General features: G+C 59.5%; 15 protein-coding genes and 2 pseudogenes. 10 read left to right on the forward strand and 7 right to left on the reverse strand.

Annotated elements, in window-relative coordinates; translation table 11 throughout:
• Positions 1 to 10: 10 nt before the first annotated feature.
• The 3 genes from GGD66_RS38220 to GGD66_RS38230 are packed head-to-tail and all read left to right on the forward strand — an operon-like array spanning position 11 to position 1826.
• Positions 11 to 679: a hypothetical protein gene (locus GGD66_RS38220; RefSeq protein ID WP_183238176.1), complete on the forward strand. Its 669-nt coding sequence runs from the start codon at positions 11 to 13 to the stop codon at positions 677 to 679.
• A complete protein-coding gene (locus GGD66_RS38225) occupies positions 676 to 1092 on the forward strand; it encodes a phage holin family protein (protein WP_018322505.1) in 417 nt (138 codons plus the stop codon). The genes GGD66_RS38220 and GGD66_RS38225 overlap by 4 nt, the downstream gene beginning before the upstream one ends.
• A 20-nt stretch (positions 1093 to 1112) precedes the next feature.
• Positions 1113 to 1826 (forward strand): hypothetical protein, encoded by a 714-nt coding sequence (locus GGD66_RS38230; RefSeq protein ID WP_312014223.1) that lies wholly within the window; start codon positions 1113 to 1115, stop codon positions 1824 to 1826.
• Between the two features lie 92 nt (positions 1827 to 1918).
• Here GGD66_RS38230 and GGD66_RS38235 read toward each other — a convergent pair whose 3' ends face one another.
• Both GGD66_RS38235 and GGD66_RS38240 read right to left on the reverse strand, forming a co-directional pair.
• Positions 1919 to 2182 (reverse strand): GlsB/YeaQ/YmgE family stress response membrane protein, encoded by a 264-nt coding sequence (locus GGD66_RS38235; RefSeq protein ID WP_183238174.1) that lies wholly within the window; start codon positions 2180 to 2182, stop codon positions 1919 to 1921.
• A 41-nt stretch (positions 2183 to 2223) separates the two neighbouring features.
• A complete protein-coding gene (locus GGD66_RS38240) occupies positions 2224 to 2679 on the reverse strand; it encodes a YidB family protein (RefSeq protein ID WP_018322502.1) in 456 nt (151 codons plus the stop codon).
• A 2169-nt stretch (positions 2680 to 4848) separates the two neighbouring features.
• On the opposite strand from GGD66_RS38240, the gene GGD66_RS38245 reads away from it, so the two are divergent.
• Positions 4849 to 5349 carry a hypothetical protein gene (locus GGD66_RS38245; RefSeq protein WP_183238173.1) on the forward strand — a complete coding sequence of 167 codons (501 nt, stop codon included), beginning with the start codon at positions 4849 to 4851 and terminating at the stop codon, positions 5347 to 5349.
• Between the two features lie 139 nt (positions 5350 to 5488).
• Here GGD66_RS38245 and GGD66_RS38250 read toward each other — a convergent pair whose 3' ends face one another.
• Both GGD66_RS38250 and GGD66_RS41810 read right to left on the reverse strand, forming a co-directional pair.
• On the reverse strand, positions 5489 to 5758 hold the full coding sequence (locus GGD66_RS38250; protein ID WP_246783518.1) for a low affinity iron permease family protein: 270 nt from the start codon (positions 5756 to 5758) through the stop codon (positions 5489 to 5491).
• Between the two features lie 6 nt (positions 5759 to 5764).
• Positions 5765 to 6605 (reverse strand): annotated as a pseudogene (locus GGD66_RS41810) (PhnA-like protein).
• A gap of 700 nt (positions 6606 to 7305) precedes the next feature.
• Here GGD66_RS41810 and GGD66_RS38255 point away from each other — a divergent pair.
• The 5 genes from GGD66_RS38255 (at position 7306) to GGD66_RS38275 (ending at position 14167) form a co-directional block, all read left to right on the forward strand.
• Entirely contained in the window at positions 7306 to 10674 is a 3369-nt protein-coding gene (locus tag GGD66_RS38255; RefSeq protein ID WP_183238172.1) for an adenylate/guanylate cyclase domain-containing protein, read from the forward strand.
• Between the two features lie 453 nt (positions 10675 to 11127).
• Positions 11128 to 11451 carry a cupin domain-containing protein gene (locus GGD66_RS42525; RefSeq protein ID WP_409362400.1) on the forward strand — a complete coding sequence of 108 codons (324 nt, stop codon included), beginning with the start codon at positions 11128 to 11130 and terminating at the stop codon, positions 11449 to 11451.
• 162 nt (positions 11452 to 11613) lie between these two features.
• On the forward strand, positions 11614 to 12573 hold the full coding sequence (locus tag GGD66_RS38265) for an ABC transporter substrate-binding protein (RefSeq protein WP_018322497.1): 960 nt from the start codon (positions 11614 to 11616) through the stop codon (positions 12571 to 12573).
• Positions 12574 to 13304: 731 nt separating this feature from the next.
• Complete coding sequence (locus tag GGD66_RS38270) at positions 13305 to 13556, forward strand: hypothetical protein (protein ID WP_183238171.1); 252 nt, start codon at positions 13305 to 13307, stop codon at positions 13554 to 13556.
• Positions 13557 to 13924: 368 nt separating this feature from the next.
• Positions 13925 to 14167, forward strand: coding sequence for a DUF6894 family protein (locus tag GGD66_RS38275; RefSeq protein ID WP_183238170.1), 243 nt, complete (start codon positions 13925 to 13927; stop codon positions 14165 to 14167).
• 28 nt (positions 14168 to 14195) lie between these two features.
• Here GGD66_RS38275 and GGD66_RS41815 read toward each other — a convergent pair whose 3' ends face one another.
• Both GGD66_RS41815 and GGD66_RS41820 read right to left on the reverse strand, forming a co-directional pair.
• Positions 14196 to 14561 carry a tyrosine-type recombinase/integrase gene (locus GGD66_RS41815; protein WP_312014220.1) on the reverse strand — a complete coding sequence of 122 codons (366 nt, stop codon included), beginning with the start codon at positions 14559 to 14561 and terminating at the stop codon, positions 14196 to 14198.
• Positions 14452 to 14874 (reverse strand): hypothetical protein, encoded by a 423-nt coding sequence (locus GGD66_RS41820; protein WP_246783516.1) that lies wholly within the window; start codon positions 14872 to 14874, stop codon positions 14452 to 14454. The genes GGD66_RS41815 and GGD66_RS41820 overlap by 110 nt, the downstream gene beginning before the upstream one ends.
• Before the next feature lie 289 nt (positions 14875 to 15163).
• On the opposite strand from GGD66_RS41820, the gene GGD66_RS38285 reads away from it, so the two are divergent.
• A complete protein-coding gene (locus GGD66_RS38285; RefSeq protein WP_183261767.1) occupies positions 15164 to 16474 on the forward strand; it encodes an adenylate/guanylate cyclase domain-containing protein in 1311 nt (436 codons plus the stop codon).
• Positions 16475 to 16647: 173 nt separating this feature from the next.
• On the opposite strand, the pseudogene GGD66_RS38290 reads toward GGD66_RS38285, so the two are convergent.
• Positions 16648 to 18001 (reverse strand): annotated as a pseudogene (locus GGD66_RS38290) (IS1182 family transposase).
• Between the last annotated feature and the right edge of the window lie 180 nt (positions 18002 to 18181).

Raw genomic sequence — 18181 nt, forward strand, 5'->3', positions numbered from 1 at the left:
GATAACCATCATGAGCGATTTGGACCCGCACAACGTCACCCAATTCGGAAAGAACCCGGACAAGGGCACCGCAAAGGATTTGAAAGAACACATTGGCGATGCCGGAGCGGAGGTGATGCAGCGCGCCGGCGATGCTTTCCAGGCATCGGCCGGTCTTGCGCGCGACAAGTTCGGTGAGGCCGCGGATGCAGCAAAGGGGGTCGCGGAAGGAACTGTGGACCAGATCCAGAGCCAGGCCCGGTCCGGCGCCGATTTCATCGAGCGCCTGGCAGATAATATCCGCGAAGCGGGCCGCGCGTTTGAGGCAGACGTGCCGTTCGCCGCCCGGGGGATCGATTCCGCCGCCGACTATGTCGAAGACGCTGCGCAGAAGATCCGGGAAGGAAGCTTCAGAGATCTCGTCGAGGGCGCGACCGATTTCGCCAAACGTCAGCCTGCGGCCTTTCTCGGGATATCAGTGCTGGCAGGCTTCGCGGCAGTCCGCTTCCTGAAGGCATCGGGAGGGCAGTCGTCCTCCGCGGGGCAGAGCGACATGACGGGCAGTGCGTCCTCGGGAGGCGGTCAGAAGCCGGGCGGGACCTCGTTCAGGCCGGGCCAACAAGCCTGGGCTCAAGAGTCCATGCAGCGCAGCTCTGATACGAAACAAACCTCGTCGGCACAGGGCAGCACGGTACCATGAGCATCGAGCGCGATATCAAAACCAGCCAAAGCGAATTCAGGGCTATTTCGACACTGCTCGGCGATGCCATGTCGCAGTTCGCCAAGCTCTTCCAGAATGAAATAGACCTGGCAAAGGCGGAGCTTGGCGAGAAGCTTCAGAAGATCGGCGGGGCGTTGGGCCTGATCGTTGGTGGCGCCGTTCTGGTGATTCCGGCGATCGTCATGGCGCTGTTCGCCTTGTCCGCCGCATTGATCTCGGCGGGATGGTCGCCGCCGGTCTCCTATCTGACCTCGGCAATCATCGCGGCGGTCATCGCCGCCGTGCTGGTCGCCATCGGCATCAACCGGCTTGACGCGCGTCATCTGGCCCCCCGGGAAACGATTGGCCAGCTCGAAAAGGATAAGGATACCGTGAAGGGAATGGTGCGATGAGCAGCACAAAAACCAGCTTTATGGACAGTTTGGTGACCGCCGCCGGGGAAAACCCTGTTGCCGCCGCACTGATCGGGGGCGGCGCGCTCTGGTTGCTCGCCGGCGACCAGAGCCTGAAAAGTGCGGCGCGATCGGCGACGGAGGCCGTTGCATCCGCCGCCGACGTTGGAACGAGTGGCCTCAGGTCGGCGGCATCCGCCGTCAAGCAGACCGTGGCGCCTCCGACAGCACCTGAAATGGACGACGACAGTTCGATGGGGATCGGAGACACGTTTCGTGGCGCGACCGCTGCAACTTCCGACGCTGTGTCGGGAGCTGCCGACAACATCCGCGACCGCTTCGACGAGGGCGTCGCCTTCGCGAAGGAGCAATTCAGCAAGCTCGCCAGTTCGTCCCCGGACAGACAAACCATCAACAGCGCGAAATCGTCGCTTGCAGATATGCTTGAACGGCAACCCCTCGTGCTCGGCGTCGTGGGTGTCGCGATCGGTGCAGCGGTTGCCGGCGCATTTCGCGCGTCCGAGCTCGAAAACAGATATATCGGCGAGGTCAGCGACGATGTGAAGGCCGACCTGAATCGGCGCGCCGGTGCGGTCTCGCAGGCCGTCCGGGAAGCTTCGGACAGCGTCATCGCAGAGATCAGCGACACCGGGGCCGAAGTTGTGGACCGGCTCAAGCAAGCCGGCATGGATGCTGCCGCCGCAGCGCGGAGCGAGGTGAAGTCTCCCTCATGAGTGATATAGATAGCAGGAGCGCGCTGACGACGTCGCGCTCCTGGTATCTGATCAGACAAAATGTTCGCTCAGCCAGCAGCCTGACTTTCATCTCAAATCGCGCGCCTTTGTCGCTCGGCGAAGAGGCCATACACATAGAGCACGATGATGGCGCCGACCACGGCACCAATGAGTCCGGCACCCTCTCCTGGACGGTACCAGCCAAGAGCTTGGCCAAGGTAGGTTGCAGCGAAGGCGCCGACGATGCCGAGGATGGTCGTCAGGATGAACCCGGAGGGTTCGTTGTCGCCCGGCATGATGAATTTCGCGATGACTCCCGCAACAAAGCCGATAATTATCGTCCAGATAATGCTCATGCTCTGCTCCTCCTTAATAAAAAGCGGCGACAATTCGGTCGCTAGGAGGTCGGTAAACGCCCATCCGGCGTGTACTTGTCGATTGCCTGGGGCAGCTCGCGCGACAACCTTGCGAGAATTTCCTCTTGAGAAAGCCCGGTCTCCTTCTCGAGCTTCTCCAACACCTCGGGCCCAATTGCTTCCCGGAGCTGCGGCGGCGAGATCTCCTTGTTCGGCCCAGAGCCGACCCAAGACCTGGCCTCGTCTCCATGGCCATTTTGGTTGAACTTCTCCAAGAGTTCGCCAATTCCTCCTTGAAGCAGGCCCCCGACGCCTGCGCCGCTCAACATACCTGTAAGATTTCCGAGTAGGCCGCCGAGCGGTTGCTGGGCGTTGGCCGGCTCAAGCGATCCAGCGCCCGGACCTTTGAGCAGCTCCGCCAGCTTGTCTCGATTCTGATACCCGGCGATTGCCAGCATTCCGAGAAGTGCGGTCATGGAGGGCATTCCGCGGCTCATCTTAGGCTCCTCAACAGGTTAAACACTCGAACTCGGAGGAGACAGCTGTGTTCCTATGCGCCGACCCGTCGCGGTTCTTCTATCTTTCGTCCTGTCTCCTCTGGTGAACTTCCTCGGCGGTTGCGGCTTGGCCGAATCCCATCGGTTCTCATCGCCGTCCTCCTTGCGATCGGGATCATCGCTATCTCGGCACCATCATTGGATTCCAGGTCGCACAATTGCCCGTCATGCCCCGGAGTATGCGGCGACAATCGGGAAGAAGGTATTGACCGTGCGGGAGTTTGCCTTGGACAAGATGTCAGGCATGCTTGAGCACCTGGGGTATAATGCGAAGCCCGGGCAAGCCGCGACCGCGCCGCCTTCGGCGCCCAAGGTCGACTCTCCCGCTCGCGAGCAGGCAGCGCCCGGCAGCCAGCCCACAAACCCGTTAGCGCTGCTGGAGAAATCTCTGTCTCCCGTCCTGTCACCATTCGCCACGTTCGGCATCATGGTGGTGGTCGCCATCTTCGTGTTGCTGCAGAAGGAAGCTTTGCGGGACCGTATGATCCGGTTGTTCGCCTCCACGGACTTGCCTCGGACGACCGTGGCGATATGTCGGAACTCGCGGATACCTGACAGTCAAAGTCGAACAAGCACAAGCGGTGTTGATCCACGTGCAATAACACCCCGCGCGGTTGTTTTCGGTGATCACAGGCGCGTGGCCAGTAGCGTGTCAACGCTCAGACCGGGCATGGCTCCGGTCTCGCCAGGCGCCATCGAATGATTGACAAGGCAACTTCCGTTTGTGGCCCCAAGCTGACCTGAACAGCGCCTCGTTGGAAAGCCGCTAAAAGGGCCAAGCGGACCATCGCCTAATCGCGCCGCGCTCCACTGGGTCGCATTTCTCGTACCGTCCATCGACGCAGCCGAGGTCCGACGACCGCCGGCGGGCGTCGACTTCAGCGCCAGCACCTCTTCGGTGGAGGCGGCAGACAATAGCCGGTTGCGCACGGCCTCAACGTGCCGTCCAGGTTCATGCCGACGTCAAATTCGAGGGTTCGCCCACCAGGGGTTCGAAACATCTCCGAGGCGAAGACGTCGGCTGCGCATGTCGATACCCACTGCCGCCCGACTTGGGCCTGCAACTATCGCGTACTGCAAGGGGTGCGCTCAACAACACGGCTCAACCAGCGGCGCTGGGCGGTCGCCTGCTCAACGCTCCAGTCAAGGATTAGAAGGAGCTATCGTTGCGCCAATCCTAATTAGTGCAGCGACGCCGACGGCCGAAGCGCGGGGGCTAGTCAGCGTGAATGGTCAGGAAATCTAAGCATCTTATAAATTGGGCGGCTTATCTTCCCGGTTGAGCAGCCCCAATCGTCGTTCAAGCTCTTCCTTTTTAGCCACGAGTCTAGCGGCGAGAATGTCATTGACGGCCGTGTGGAGTCGCCACAGCTCATCGAGAGACATCGTCTCAAATGCCTTCCGTACCATGAATCCCCGCGACTCACGAATTGCCCATAGATTGAGCTATGAAGGGCAATTGGCAACTCGGGGTTTGTTACCCGGAAGGCCCTACCTACACTTACGGCGCCGACCTAGTTTACTGGAAACTAAACGCCCCGACCTTGACCGGGAACGGCGCAACTGGGCGTGCGCTAATCGGTTTCGCAGGTCAACCAATTCAGAAATTTGACGTTCGAGAAATACGCTACGTTGGTGCAGAGCAACAGCGGCATCGAAGATCCGACCGGAAATACTCATCACAACCTCAACACAACAGGACTGAATTATATTCTCAAACAATCTTAGCATTACGACCCTAGACGGGCACAATTGCAAGGCGAATTCTTGGGCAACGCCTTAGTTCGAGAACGCATGGGTGGCCTGTTGCTTGAACGCTGACCCCGCGGCAATCCAACATCGTAGTGCTCAGCAAAATTCCCGCTTCCGAGTGCTACTTCCCGTCGGGCGGGGCAAAAACTTAGCACCCCAGAGGATCGTTCCTTTCGCCTACGCCAAGTGTTCCCAGCGCGGCCGATGTGCTTAGGAACTGAGATCGGCGAGACCTCTATTGCCAGGCGTAAAGGCGGGCGCGAATCGCTCGTTGCGCCGATACCCAACAAGCAACTATGGCGGTTGCGGCGCGTTTTCAGCTTCTGGAAGATTGATCCAAAGAGCAAGGAGATGGGCATGGCTGACAAATCAACCTTCACATCCGACGAATGGAAAACCCTTTTGGAAAGCGTGATGGCTCCGGGACTCGCCGTCAGCGCCGCCGAGCCAAGTGGCCTCTGGGGTCTACTCCAAGAAAGTTTTGCGAGCGGCACGCTACTCGCGAAAGCCAAAATGGACACTGGTTCGAACACGCTCATCAAGGCCGTTGTCGATGACTTTGCAACAAGTGAGGGCCGGACCGCGTCCCGAGATGGCCTGAAGGAAAAACTGAGCGGTAAAAAACCTGCCGAAGTGAAGAACGCCTGTATCCAAATTTTACGGAAAGTTGACGGCATTCTCGCTGCGAAGTCCCCCGGCGACGCCGTGGCTTTCAAGAACTGGTTGCGTCAGATCAGCCAAAGCGTTGCCGAGGCGTCCAGCGAGGGCGGATTTTTGGGTATTGGAGGTGTAGCTGTCAGCGACGCCGAGAAGGCGACCGTGGCTGAGATTTCCAGCGCACTCAAACTGCCAAGCTAAGTGGCAACCGGCGGGGCAACCCAGTCAATGGGACCAGTGGCGGCTCGCAAGCTGGCGCATATGTTGGGCTTCTCCCATCAGGAACGGAACTGAGCCGCCCGTTCTTGCTCGACTTCCTCGGCGTCCTTGTTGTCGAGGGTCATGAGTGAGTTCTTCGCGTCCCCGTTGTTCTCAACAGTTCGTCTAACTTTGCATGAAGAGCTTGCGTGTCGCGGTGCTCAGCTCGCTGAATCACCAAGGTCATCCCCCACGTCGAAAGCGTCGCCAGATCGTGCCACCCGAGCCCACGGCCAACGAAAGTCCAAAGTAGTCTGTACACGACAACGATAGCGAATGCGGCGGGACGCGAGGCGAGAACGCCGAGATCCGTAAGCCAGCCCCGGACCTTCTGTAATGCCAACGTGGTCATCTCGCCTTAGGTTGTTCTGACCGAAACAGCCGGAGTCACAGCGCTCGCTCGACCACCCAAAAATGCAGCCAGCGCGCCCAGAAGGAGGGCAAGGGCACCGAATAAGGCGCCCTGCGATACACGCTTCGCCGCGGTGTCGGCCGCCTGCTTTGCCTGTTCTTTGGTCGTCGCTACCGTCTCCTTGTACTGCTGCTGATACTGAGCGATCTGACCTTTCGCCTCGTCTTGAGAGATGTTCTGCGGCTTGGCTAAGGCGTCCGCCGCCTTATCGTTCGCAGCAGCCTGTGCGCAGGGTCGCCAGTTAGTGCCGCTCGAACAGCTGTCATCGCGGCGTCACGAAGTGCTGCAGGATCCCGGCCGCCGGACGCGCTTCGCACTTTGCTTTCGATGGCTGCCATCGGGTCGGCAACGTTATTCAGAGAGGGCGCTGCGGTCTGAGCTACAGTCTGCACTGTTCCGCCTAGATGCCTTACCTGCTCCACCAAGAGCCGAGGACGCCGTGCTGACGGCGCCACCGATCATGCCAGACGCAGCCGACGAGAGAAGATAGACCACAGTGAGCGTCGAGACCGCCCAAGAAATTAGACCGTGATAAGCCGTCGTCGATTGCGATGCTTTGCCGGAAGCCGGCCAGTACGTACCCGCCGAGCGCAGCGGCGACTATTCCCGAGACGACAAACCAAATCCCAGCACCGACCGACATTGAGCCCGCGCTAGGCGCGTCGCCTTGAGCGATATCCATCGTCGATAGACCTACGCCCAGCCCGACCATATTGAGGATAATCTGCATGACTAGCCCGATTACGGCCCCTGCGAAAACAGCGCCCCAAGCCACCTGATTCAGCATGATCGTGCGTATGTCGTCGGCAGGAGCGACTTCACTCCTCTGCGGAGGAGATCGATGATTCTGGCGAGGCGCTTCGGTTGGGTAAGCCATGGTTGTCCACCTATGAAGGAGGGGTTCATACGCTAAGCCGGCACTTCATCATGACGTTCCTAATTGGAGCCAAGACATTTTCCCTGAGCACCACACTTCTACTCTTGGGTCGCTTCTTGGTCCTATGGCAAATGCCTAGTCGGCCGATCGGTGAGCTTCGCGCCCAAGAGTTGCTCTTTTCCAAATTCATATCTGCAAAAGCTCGCGGTGCTGGCGTGCGAGAGATCCTTTCATCGACTCTGGAGGCGGTGGTCAGTCGACTGCCCGCAAATGCAGGCATTTGCTGCGGCACCATTCTCGCGTTTCGGTCGTGTCAGGCTGTGGTCGCTTTCTAAGATTGAAAATGGGCTTCAACTGCAGAGTGTTAGCTAGTTCATAATTTTGTGGTGCCTGCGAGCTTAAGCTTTCGAGACGAACGCTCGGGAGGCAACGATGACACCCGGCTGGCTCATTGTCCTTGTGACGATCGCCTCTATCTCCTTTCTGACCGTTGTGACTTGATCATTCTTGGTGCTTGGTAGGCAGCTGAAGAGTATCGTCGAGAGCGCTCTGAAGGGGCGCCCACGGACCGACGCGACCTCATATTGGTCGAAGCTCGATTGGGTGCGGCATGGATTGCCCGAAGTGCGGCAGATTCAACCTAGAGGGAAAGAAGGTCTGCGGCGATTGCGGCGCGGCGCTATCCTTTCGCTGCCCCGCGTGCGGAGCCGACAATCCGAAAGGAAAGAACTTCTGTGGTGACTGCGGTGCGGCGCTCACGCCAACAGTACTGCCGCAAGTCACGGCGGCTGCCGGCGCATCGACCTCGATAACGTCACGGGTCACCGAGCGTTCGAGCTTATCACCCGTACCAAGTTCTTCCGCCGAGCGCCGCCAGCTCACAGTTATGTTCTGCGACCTTGTCGGCTCGACAGCGCTTGCGACGAAGCTCGACCCAGAAGATCTACGGGACATAATCGCCAAGTACCGCGATAGCGTAGCGGCGGTCGTCCGCAAATACGGCGGAACCATCAGCCGCTACATAGGAGATGGCATGCTCATCCTCTTCGGCCATCCCTCAGCGCATGAGGACGATGCCGAACGCAGCGTGCGCGCTGCGCTTGAGATCGCCGCGACCAGGCATTCGCCTGGAGGGCCGCCCGAGTTCGAGCTGCGGGTTCGTCTTGGACTCGCGACTGGTCTCGTCATCGTAGGTGATCTTATCGGCAGCGAGGCTGCAGAAACACAGGCGGTCCTTGGCGAGACGCCGAACCTTGCTGCTAGGCTGCAGGCGCTCGCTGAACCAGATGGCGTGGTCATCGCTGAGGACACGCGACGGCTCATCGGCGGGCTTTTTGACTATGAAAACCTCGGCGCGGTGACTCTGAAAGGCTTTGCCGCCCCGGTGCAAGCCTGGCGGGTGCTTCATGAGGGAACGGCAGAAAGCCGCTTCGAGGCGTTGCACCCTTCGATGCTCGCTCCGCTGGTAGGGCGTGAGGAAGAACTCGCGCGACTGGAGCGGAGCTGGGATCTTGCGAAGGCGGATAGCGGCCAAGTAGTGCTGCTCGTCGGCGAGGCTGGCATTGGCAAGTCGCGCCTCGTTGCGGCTCTCCAGGAGCGTATCGAGCGCGAGCCGCACACCTTCTTGCGATATTTCTGCTCGCCTCACCATCAGGAAAGTGCGCTCTATCCCTTCACCGCACAACTCCAGCGAGCTGCTGGTTTCGATCGTGAGGACGCGCCAACTGTGAAGCTCAAAAAGCTCCGGCTGCTACTGTCCCCGGCATTGCCGTCCGACGAGGACGTGGCGATCCTGGCCGAGTTGCTGTCGATTCCCAGCGGTGACCTGTATCTGCCGGTTGCTGCTACGCCGCAACAAAAGAAGGAGAGAAGCTTCGCCGCTCTGGTCCGCCAGCTTGAAGTTCTTGCAGAAAAACACCCAGTCATGGTCGTGTTCGAGGACATGCAGTGGATCGATCCGAGCTCGCGCGAGCTGCTGGACCGGACGGTCGATCGCGTAGCAAGCTTACCAGTTTTGGTCCTGATCACCTACCGCCCCGAGCTCCAGCTGGTATGGAGCGGAAAGCCGCACGTCAGTTTGCTTGTGATGAACCGGCTGGACCAGAAAGCAGGTGCCACGCTGATCCGAAGCGTGGCCGGTAGCCGGACGTTGCCGACCGAAATTGTTAATGAGATTGCTGAACGAACGGATGGCGTGCCGTTGTTCGTTGAGGAATTGACCAAAGCGGTGCTCGAGACAAGCAACGAGGGGATCCCGCGAGCCATCTCCTTCGCGCCGCTACCCGGACTTGCTGTGCCGGCCACGCTCCATGCTTCATTGATGGCGCGGCTCGACCGGGTCGGTCCGATAGCCAAGGAAGTGGCGCAGATCGGCGCGGCCATCGGCCGCGAGTTCTCCTACGACCTGCTTGCCGCCGTTGTACAGCGATGCGACAATGAGCTGCAGGCTGCACTTGATCGGCTAATCAATGCCGAGCTCATGTTTGGGCGTGGCGAACCGCCCGACGCCAATTTCTTGTTCAAACACGCACTGATCCAAGATGCGGCGTACGGCACGCTGTTGCGCAGCCAACGCCGCGAGCTGCACGCACGAATTGTGGACGCGCTTGAGGAGAGGCTCTATAAGGGCATTCAAGAGCGACCGGAGATCCTAGCCCATCATTGCACGCATGCAGGTCTGATCGAAAAGGCAGTGTCGTATTGGCAGGAAGCCGGTGAGCGCTCAAAAGCTCGATCGGCAATGACAGAAGCAATCGCGCAGATGCGAAAAGCGCTCGATCTGCTATCCCATCTGCCCGATACCGCCGGACGCCAAGGCATCGAAGCCGACCTCCAGCTCGCACTCGGCGGCGCACTGATCGCTGCGAAGGGACATGCGGCCGAAGAGACCGGCAAGGCTTATGCCCGGGCTCGCCGCCTTTGCGAGTTACTGAACGACAGGCCGAACCTGCTCAAGACGCTTTGGGGGCAGTTCGTGCACTATCATGTGCGGGGCGAAACGGACCGATCGCATCGCATCGCTGAGGAACTGCTAGATTTGGCCGGACGACAGAACGATGCGGCCATTCTTGTCGCCGGTCATCGGGCTGTCGGCGACAGCTGCCTTCATCGCGGGCAATTGGCCTTGGCGCGCGTCCATCTCGAGCGGGGGCTTGCCCTTTACGATCCGTCGCAGCAGCGCTCTTTGACGGCACTGTTCGCAGAAAACGCCCGCGTGGCGATGCTTTCGTTCCTCTCGCTAACCTATAGCCTTCTTGGATTTCCCGATCAGGCGCTTGTTCAGAGCAGTGAGGCAATCTCGGAGGCGCGCGGGTCGTCCCATCCGATCAGCCTTGCCTTCGCGCTGAGCGTCGCTTGCCGGTTGCATTTCGTCCTCGATGACGCGGGTATGGTCGCGCAACTGGCAGAGGAGCTAGTTGCGCTAACCTCGGAGCAGCGCTTTGCTTTCTTTCTCGCGATGGGGACCGCCTATCGCGGTTGGACGCTGGCCGAAGCCGGCGACGCCGAGGCCGGGGTGGACTTACTGCGACACGGTATCGAGGGATTCCAGGCGTCCGGCGCAGCATGGACTCTTCCGTTCTACCTTGCGCAGCTCGCGGCAGCCGAGGCAAAGAGAGCACGATTTGAAACCGGCCTCGGTCAACTCTCCGACGCCTTAGTACTAACGCAGAAATTGGGGGTGCGATGGTTCGAGGCCGAGCTGCATCGGCGACGAGGCGACTTGATGCTGACGGCTCGGCCGGACGCCGAGGCCGAGGCTGAGACCGAGTTTCGACGCTCCATTGCTATTGCTCGCCAACAGGAGGCGAAACTCTGGGAGGTCCGCTCTGCCGTCACTCTCGCCCGGCTCTGGCGCCGCCAGGGCAAGGGTGATGAAGCACGCGACCTTCTCGCCCCGGTCTACGATTGGTTCGACGAGGGCTTCGATGTTCGCGACTTGAAGGACAGCAAGGCACTGTTAGAAGAACTCTGCACCTAGCACCAAGCTATCTCCGAGCTCGTCTCTGAAGATGCCAGACAGGGCATCTCAATACCTTCACTCCTCACGCGCAAGGTTGTGCATCAAACTGCCCGGAGCAGGGCCAAGTGGTGGTTCGAGAGCGGAACTGCGCGTCTGCTTCTGGTTCGAGGGCGAAGATCGCCACCGTGCCCGCCACGTCAGCAGCCGACGCAGACCGGACGTGGTGAGGACGCGGCCAAATCGACGCTCGCGACCCGAAGGAGACTTGGCGAAGCTGTGTTCGCATCCTAGACTTTTACGGTCGCGAGCCGCTCCGCCCGCCTATGCAATGGGAGTCCCGCTATGTGGCGAGCCATTTTGTCTGGGACGATCCTTGGGACAGCTTTGTTTGTAATCGGCGATCAGATTACATTCGGACAACAGCCAGCAACGATTAAGCGGACCGACCTTCTCAAGACTGCCCTTCCAGAAATGGAGGGCAAGCGCATAAACGTCTGGGTTACTGACATTCCGCCGAACTCCGCTACCGGCCGACATTCGCACCCAACGCCGAGATTCGTGTATGTACTTGAAGGTGCGGTTGTCTACGAAGTTGATGGAAAGCCGCCGCAGACCTTCAAGGTAGGCGAAGCATACGCGGAGATGCCGGGCGAGGTCCACAACTTTAGAAACGTGAGCTCGAGGCAGCCAGCGAAGGCTCTCGGTTTCCATTACGGCAACAAAGGCCAGCCCTCCAAACCAATGCTCCTTGAACAAGTCTGGCGCTCACCAGCCGCGACTATAGTGCTGCAATAGCTAGGCGGCTATCTTATAGCGGACGTCGCGCCAACCTATTCGCAAAGGCAGCCTTGCCCCTAAGCGGGCATTGGGTCGCGGCGGCTCCTCTGATCCTCGCCGCACGGTTTTAGAGTTTGTCAGGCTTCCTACGACGATGAAGCGTTTCCTACGGAGGGTTTCATGCGGCGGCGCCACTTCATCGCGTTTCTTAGTGCAGCGGCAACGTGGCCACTCAGTGCGCGGGCACAACAGGCGGCGATGCCTGTCATCGGTATGCTGTCAATGAATTCGCCAGGCTCTGATATTGAGGCGTTCGACAGAAGTCTTGCGGACCGAGGATATGTGTTCGGCAGAAACGTTACGAAAGCGGCCCGATGGGCCGAAGGAAATCACGACAAGCTTGCTGAGCTTGCAAAAGAACTCGTAAGCCTGAACCCAAGCTTGATCGTGGCACCAGGCAATGTGGTTGCTCTCGCTGTAAGGCGCGCCACCTCAACCATTCCCATAGTCTTCATCATTGCGTCCGACCCCGTGAAGATCGGGCTCGCGAAAAGCTTCGCTCGCCCCGGAGGGAATGCCACCGGCGTATCCATGCAGACGGCAACGCTCACACTCAAGCGGCTTGAATTAATCCGGGAACTCCTCCCACCGAACGCGACCGTAGGTCTCTTGATAAACCCTGACAATAAGGAGTTGCTGGTGGAAATCGAACAGATTGCGCGTTCCACGGGGCGGTCCTTGGAGGTCGCCAAAGCGCGCAGTCCGGATGACCTCGAATCCGCATTTGCGCAGCTTGTCAGGGCTCAGGTCGGTGCAGTGCTTGTCGGCAATGATGCGGGCTTTTTCGGCCAGCGCATGCAAATCGTCGCATTGGCCAAGCGTCATTCGCTCCCGGCGACTTACGAATTTCGCGAGTTTTGTGCGGTCGGCGGCCTGATGAGCTACGGCCCCAGCCTAGCCGGAGCGCTACAAAAAGCCGGCGCCTACGCGGCACTCATCTTAAATGGTGCACGGCCGAGCGAGCTGCCTATAGAGCAGCCTACGGCCTTTGAATTAGTCATCAATTCAACCACAGCGAAGTCTTTGGGCATCCAAATTCCCTCCTCTCTTTTTCTTCGCGCCAACGAAGTGGTCGAGTAGGCCGACATGAGCCGAACAACGGGCGAGCTGTCGACCACGTCGGCTCTCCGAGGGAGACCGGACCTCACACGATGAGGGTGCTCACCGCAGCTTTTGACCATAGCGGAAATTCCACGGTGGATGCGGTGTCCCTGATGGAATGGACTTTGTTAATGACGGTCCACCAGATGGGGCTGTAGTCTCCCGCCAACATGAACGAAGCTGATGCCGAACTGCTCAAACGTGCGGACGACGCGATCGCGGAGAGCCGTCGCCTGTCTGATCAAAACCGGGCTTGCATTGCGGAATGCCGCTGGTGGTTTGAGCACCTGTACTGGGTGATCCGAGAGACTAAGCCGAGCCCACCTCCACTGCCGTGAGTGAGTGGGGGATGTGTGTACACTTTAGCACATTTTAATGCGGACCGCGGCACGTCCGGGTAATCTCCCTCCATAAAGCGAGAACTCCGACGCCTCGAACAGGCCGCCCGCGAGCAAGCATCTCTGTCAGCTGACGAGCGTGCTAAGGCCGCCTTGCTGGAGATCGCCGAAGAGTATCGTTCACGCGCTGAATATCTTGAATCCCAAAACGCCGGCTGCACCGAGAAGGATCAAGGGCCTGATCGTTCTTCTGGCACTCTAGGGGGATTGACTGCCAAACGGCTGAGGAACAGTGTGTTCCATCACCGCCCGGTTCGTGGCGTCTATCGGTGACCAATTGCGCTCCCGCCTACTCAAACAGGGAGCACGGTCATGCCGATTTCACGGCTGATTGAGAACACCGATCTTACCCGCGAACAAGAACATGTGCTTGAATTGGCCTTCAAGAACGCGCTGCGAAAGCTGGACTTGGTAGACCGGGACGATCCCCTCTGCGGTCTCGTCGCCCAAAAGATGATCGACATTCAGATGAGCGGCGTTAGTGATGCCGTCGCTCTGGTTGAGATGACGGTCCGGGAATCAAAGGGTTGGAACACTAGAGCGTCTGATTGGTGCCGACCTTGAGTCGAGAAAGCCAAAACCGAAGGTCGGCGGGGCTTTGGGGCCGGTAGCCCACGTTCACTCGCCTTCACTCACCGAGGAAGTCTGCGTAACTCCTTGATGTGCTCAAGGATCATCTGGCGCATGTTGGTCTCGCGCTCGGCCTTTGTCACAGGGCGCCCCTTCACGCCGTTGCGCCAAGTTGTCAGCTTGTGCCCCAAAGCCGACGAAAGCAGCTCGCGGCTCGTTCCAGTTTCCGGTCTGTCCCCATCGTGTCGTTGGCGGGGCATTGACCCGTGGTGTCCTGTTTGGTTCTGGCGCAGTGAATTGGCGGGACAGGAACAGAATTAACTTGAGTTATTTTGTCCGTGGGGGTGCCTTGGCAGTGACAAATGACACGCTACTACTTCGATCTAGTAGACCAAGACGGCCTTGTGGTTGACGAGGAAGGTATGGAATTTGGCGACATGGACAGCGTAGAGCGGGAGGCGACCCAAGCCATGGCTGACGCTGCCCGAGAAAGCTTGCAACGCCCAATCAAACCCGGCGAAGCTGTCATTGAAGTCCGCGATAATATAGGGCCCGTCATGCGGGTCAGGTTCACGGTCGAAATAGAGCGCTTTAGGAAGCAATAGCACGGAGGGGAACTTTTGTTCATGGCGCTCAGTCTGGTGAGTTCGGCTTTTGGCCCGGAGCCGTCTGTGAGGGCAGCGCAGAGCACGTCTGCTCTGCCCCCGAAGTCACTGCTATCGCGAGAGCGTCGTCGACCTCGATGCCGAGATATCGAACGGTACTCTCGATCTTCGTGTGCCCCAGAAGGAGCTGTACGGCTCGTAGGTTGCCGGTTCGGCGATGAATCAAGCTCGCCTTCGTCCGGCGAAGGGAATGCGTCCCGAACAGGTGCGGGTCCAGTCCGATGTCAGCGATCCAGTGAGATAGTAGTCGGGCATACTGGCGGGTCGTCATATGTCCAGTCCACCGACGGCCAGTGAACAGGTATTCTCCTGAGTTCTTGGCGCAGGTAATCATCGATTGCCTGCCGGGCTGATTCCGTCAGTTCAAATTTGACTGGCCGACCGGTCTTCTTTTGTCGGACGGTCGCGCGGTCGGCCGCATATCCGCCCGGCGCAAGGCCATCGACTTTCAAGGCTACGACGTCGCAGCCGCGCAGCTTGCTGTCGATGGCGACGTTGAATAGCGCCAAATCGCGCATTCGGCCTTCGACCTGCAGCTTGATTCGGATTGACCAGACGTGCTTCGGACGGAGCGGCGGCTTTGCGCCGATATCTTCCCCTTGTTCCAAGGAGCGTGTCTCGAGGATAGTGCTTGGGCTATCGGTCATGTTGACCTCCTCAGCTAGGGAGGCTGGTCATTTTCAGCCCGGAGCCCTTCCAATCCCGCGTCCGCTTCGAGATCATTGGAGACGTACTTGCGTCCAATTCGAGCGATGACAGGACCGATTTTGACCCAAAGCAGGCCTCCGAAGGCTTCGGCAGAGGTGCGCCGCGGACCCTCAGCGAACATGAGCAGCCTGGGGCCATGGCCACACGGTCATGAGCCTCTCGCCGCTCGATTGCGCTGCGTGGCCGTTTAGCCGTAGGCTACCCGGTGACCCAGACTGGCGGGAAGCCATGGTTGTCGAGACGCGCTATGTGACCAGCGGCGAGGTCTTCGTCGCGTACCAAATATCCGGACAGGACGGTCCGGATTTGCTCATGACACCGGGCTTTGTATCGCATCTGGAGCTGTCGTGGGAGAATCCCAACGCCGCGCGTTTCCTTAACGACCTCGGCTCGTTCTCGCGACTGATCCGATTCGACAAACGCGGCACGGGTCTCAGCGATCGTGGCGTCGGTGTCCCGCATCTCGATGAAAGGATCGACGATATCCGCGCCGTCCTCGACGCCGCGGGTTCTGAGAGAGCCTACTTGTTCGGTGTCTCGGAGGGCGGGCCGATGTCGATCCTGTTCGCGGCGACCTACCCGGAAAGGGTCGCCGGTCTCATCCTGTTCGGCACGTATGCGCGCACGGTTGGCTCCTCCGTTCCGTTTGACGATTTTGCGGGACTGGAGCGCGATATCCGGTCCAACTGGGGTACCGGCAAAAGTCTGCCAAGTTTCTCCCCCTCGGCAGCCGCAATTCCCGGGGCCATGGAGCGCTTCGCCAAGTTCGAGCGCTCGGCGGCCAGCCCGTCCGATGTGATTAACCTGATGCGTATGAACCGCGAGATCGACGTAACGGCAATCCTGCCGTCGATCCGTGTTCCTACGCTTGTCATGCACCGGCGCGACGACGTCCGCATACGTGCACTCGCCGGCCGCGAGCTTGGAGAGAGAATCTCTCGGGCGCGCTACATCGAACTACCGGGTAGCGATCACCTCGCATGGTCAGGAGATCAGGATCGGCTTGTCGAGGAGATCAGACAATTCATGGGTGTTTTCGCTACTGCCGTCGACGTTGATCGCGTCCTCTCGACCGTGCTGTTCACCGATATCGTCGACTCGACAAGGAGAGCTTCGTTGGTGGGCGATAGGCAGTGGCGTTCAACTCTCGAAGCGCATCATGCGGCGGTGCGTTCGGAACTGGAGCGGCATCGCGGACGCGAAGTTAAGACTACAGGCGACGGATTTCTGGCCCTGTTCGACGGCCCGGCGCGCGCTGTCCGCTGCGCCCAGAGGATCGTCAGCGCGGTGCGGCCGCTCGATCTCGAAGTACGGGCCGGCGTTCATACCGGTGAGATTGAGTTGATGGGCGACGATGTGGGCGGCGTTGCTGTGCACATCGCAGCCCGGGTAGCTCAGCATGCGAAAGCGAGCGAAGTTCTGGCCTCGAGCACGGTAAGAGACTTAGTCGCGGGTGCTGGCCTCAAGTTTGTCGATCAGGGACCGGCCGAGCTTAAGGGTCTTGCCGAGCCGATGCGCCTATTTGCGGCTGTAACCTGAATCAGTTTCCGGGCGCCGACTGCGCCATAAGAAGCTGAGACGCTATCACTCCAATGTCCGCTTCTGGTCGATTTTGTTGCAAAAGTCGGCTGTGACCGACGGATGTCTTTCGGCACGGTAAGGCCGACCGGCTTTGATCCGCCGACCCTAACGCTCTCAACGCAACTTCTACGCTACGCAATGCACAGAGCATGAACGGGTGGAGGTCGCGCAACGAACGACGCGAGGCGCCTCAGATTTTGAGCGATGGCAGCCAGAACAAACTCGACCTGGGTGCCCTGTGGGTCACGAAGCCGAAGCCGGCCAAGCCTCAGGATGCGCTTCAAGAGCGCAAACCGCATCTCGATCTTCTTGCGCTGACACGTCGCGAAGTCTCGAAGCCTTCGGCGCCAGCGAACGACCGGGCGACGTCCCGGGCGTGCTCATGTATATCGCGCGGGATCTTGCGCGTTGGTTCTTTTGGACAGCACTGCGGTTTAAGCGGGCATGCGTCGCAGTCGAGCTTGCTCGCACGATACAGAAGCGTTTGCCCTCGTGCACGTTGCCGCTCGTCCCGAGCCGCTTTCCGCCCGGGCAGTGGTAGACGTCGCTGGTCGGATCATATCGAAGTCGCTGCGCGAAAAGGTACCGTCATCTCGCTTCGACTTGTCGAACACGGGGACATGTGGCGCGATACCTCAACCAGCCAATTCAGCATCGGAGCAGCCCCGCAAGCAGTATCCCCGACAAGCCGCTCCGGCTTGAGACCAAAGCGCTCCTCTGTTCGTTCGATCATTGTCCTCGCCGCTCCGACCTCGGCCTGGCGAATGGCACGGGACGCTTCGACATCAACGATGACGCCGAACTTCACTTATAGTTGTCGGAGTAAGAGAAGAATGCTGGTCCCTTGTGAGCGCCGGTCCACTGGGCTGCGGGGTCGGAGAGAGAAACGAACTTCGGGACAACGTCACTGGCCGCGCCCCACGCCGTATCGTCGAGGTCGCCAGATACTCCTTCAGCCGCGCGGCTTGACCTCGCCGGATCGCGATCCCTGCGCCAATCCTGACCCGCGATTGAGCGCTGCTTGTTGGCATCTGCCTGGATCAGGCTCGCGTCTACCGCAAAACCTTCGCCACCAACCAGACCGGCCACAATGCACACCTCGACAATATGTTAGAATACGCGACGAACGACATCTCCCTCGCGGAAGCACTCATTGCGAACCCGCGAGACGGCCGAATGACCGGGATAGCGTCCTCGACACGAGCTTGCAGAACCACCGATAGGCGAGGTTCACCTGCACTTCACGGCAGAGCAGTCGCTCCAAGCGGATCGCGAAGACATACCCCACGATCAGCATCCGGATCATCAGCTCCGGATCGATCGACGGGCGACCATGGACGAATAATGAGGAGCTAGTTCGCTGCGAAGCCACGACAGATCGAGAGCAGCGTCGATCTTCCGCACCAGATGATCTTCGGGAACCGCGTCGCTGAGATGAAACTCGTAGAACAGTTGACCTTGGTCACTCTTCAGACGGCCCATCATGGATCGACCTCATCGCGATTCGCGTCAACACAACGGAATCACGCTTACCGGCTCGTCTCAACTGACTTTTGCAACAAAATCGACCCTTCTCGGAAGCCCGACAACGCCCGCTTTCGCGCCGCTATTGGGGGACAAGCGGAAATCGATTCACGCGGTCGATTTATGAGTACGCGGCCTAGG

Origin of the sequence: Bradyrhizobium sp. CIR48 (assembly GCF_014198315.1) — a bacterium.
Lineage (GTDB): Bacteria > Pseudomonadota > Alphaproteobacteria > Rhizobiales > Xanthobacteraceae > Bradyrhizobium.

What these genes read in the sequence shown, in the direction of transcription:
- GGD66_RS38220 (WP_183238176.1), top strand. Translation starts at nt 11, where the DNA reads ATGAGCGATTTGGACCCGCACAACGTCACCCAATTCGGAAAGAACCCG.
- GGD66_RS38225 (WP_018322505.1), top strand. Translation starts at nt 676, where the DNA reads ATGAGCATCGAGCGCGATATCAAAACCAGCCAAAGCGAATTCAGGGCT.
- GGD66_RS38230 (WP_312014223.1), top strand. Translation starts at nt 1,113, where the DNA reads ATGGACAGTTTGGTGACCGCCGCCGGGGAAAACCCTGTTGCCGCCGCA.
- GGD66_RS38235 (WP_183238174.1), bottom strand. Translation starts at nt 2,182, where the DNA reads ATGAGCATTATCTGGACGATAATTATCGGCTTTGTTGCGGGAGTCATC.
- GGD66_RS38240 (WP_018322502.1), bottom strand. Translation starts at nt 2,679, where the DNA reads ATGAGCCGCGGAATGCCCTCCATGACCGCACTTCTCGGAATGCTGGCA.
- GGD66_RS38245 (WP_183238173.1), top strand. Translation starts at nt 4,849, where the DNA reads ATGGCTGACAAATCAACCTTCACATCCGACGAATGGAAAACCCTTTTG.
- GGD66_RS38250 (WP_246783518.1), bottom strand. Translation starts at nt 5,758, where the DNA reads ATGACCACGTTGGCATTACAGAAGGTCCGGGGCTGGCTTACGGATCTC.
- GGD66_RS38255 (WP_183238172.1), top strand. Translation starts at nt 7,306, where the DNA reads ATGGATTGCCCGAAGTGCGGCAGATTCAACCTAGAGGGAAAGAAGGTC.
- GGD66_RS42525 (WP_409362400.1), top strand. Translation starts at nt 11,128, where the DNA reads ATGGAGGGCAAGCGCATAAACGTCTGGGTTACTGACATTCCGCCGAAC.
- GGD66_RS38265 (WP_018322497.1), top strand. Translation starts at nt 11,614, where the DNA reads ATGCGGCGGCGCCACTTCATCGCGTTTCTTAGTGCAGCGGCAACGTGG.
- GGD66_RS38270 (WP_183238171.1), top strand. Translation starts at nt 13,305, where the DNA reads ATGCCGATTTCACGGCTGATTGAGAACACCGATCTTACCCGCGAACAA.
- GGD66_RS38275 (WP_183238170.1), top strand. Translation starts at nt 13,925, where the DNA reads ATGACACGCTACTACTTCGATCTAGTAGACCAAGACGGCCTTGTGGTT.
- GGD66_RS41815 (WP_312014220.1), bottom strand. Translation starts at nt 14,561, where the DNA reads ATGATTACCTGCGCCAAGAACTCAGGAGAATACCTGTTCACTGGCCGT.
- GGD66_RS41820 (WP_246783516.1), bottom strand. Translation starts at nt 14,874, where the DNA reads ATGACCGATAGCCCAAGCACTATCCTCGAGACACGCTCCTTGGAACAA.
- GGD66_RS38285 (WP_183261767.1), top strand. Translation starts at nt 15,164, where the DNA reads ATGGTTGTCGAGACGCGCTATGTGACCAGCGGCGAGGTCTTCGTCGCG.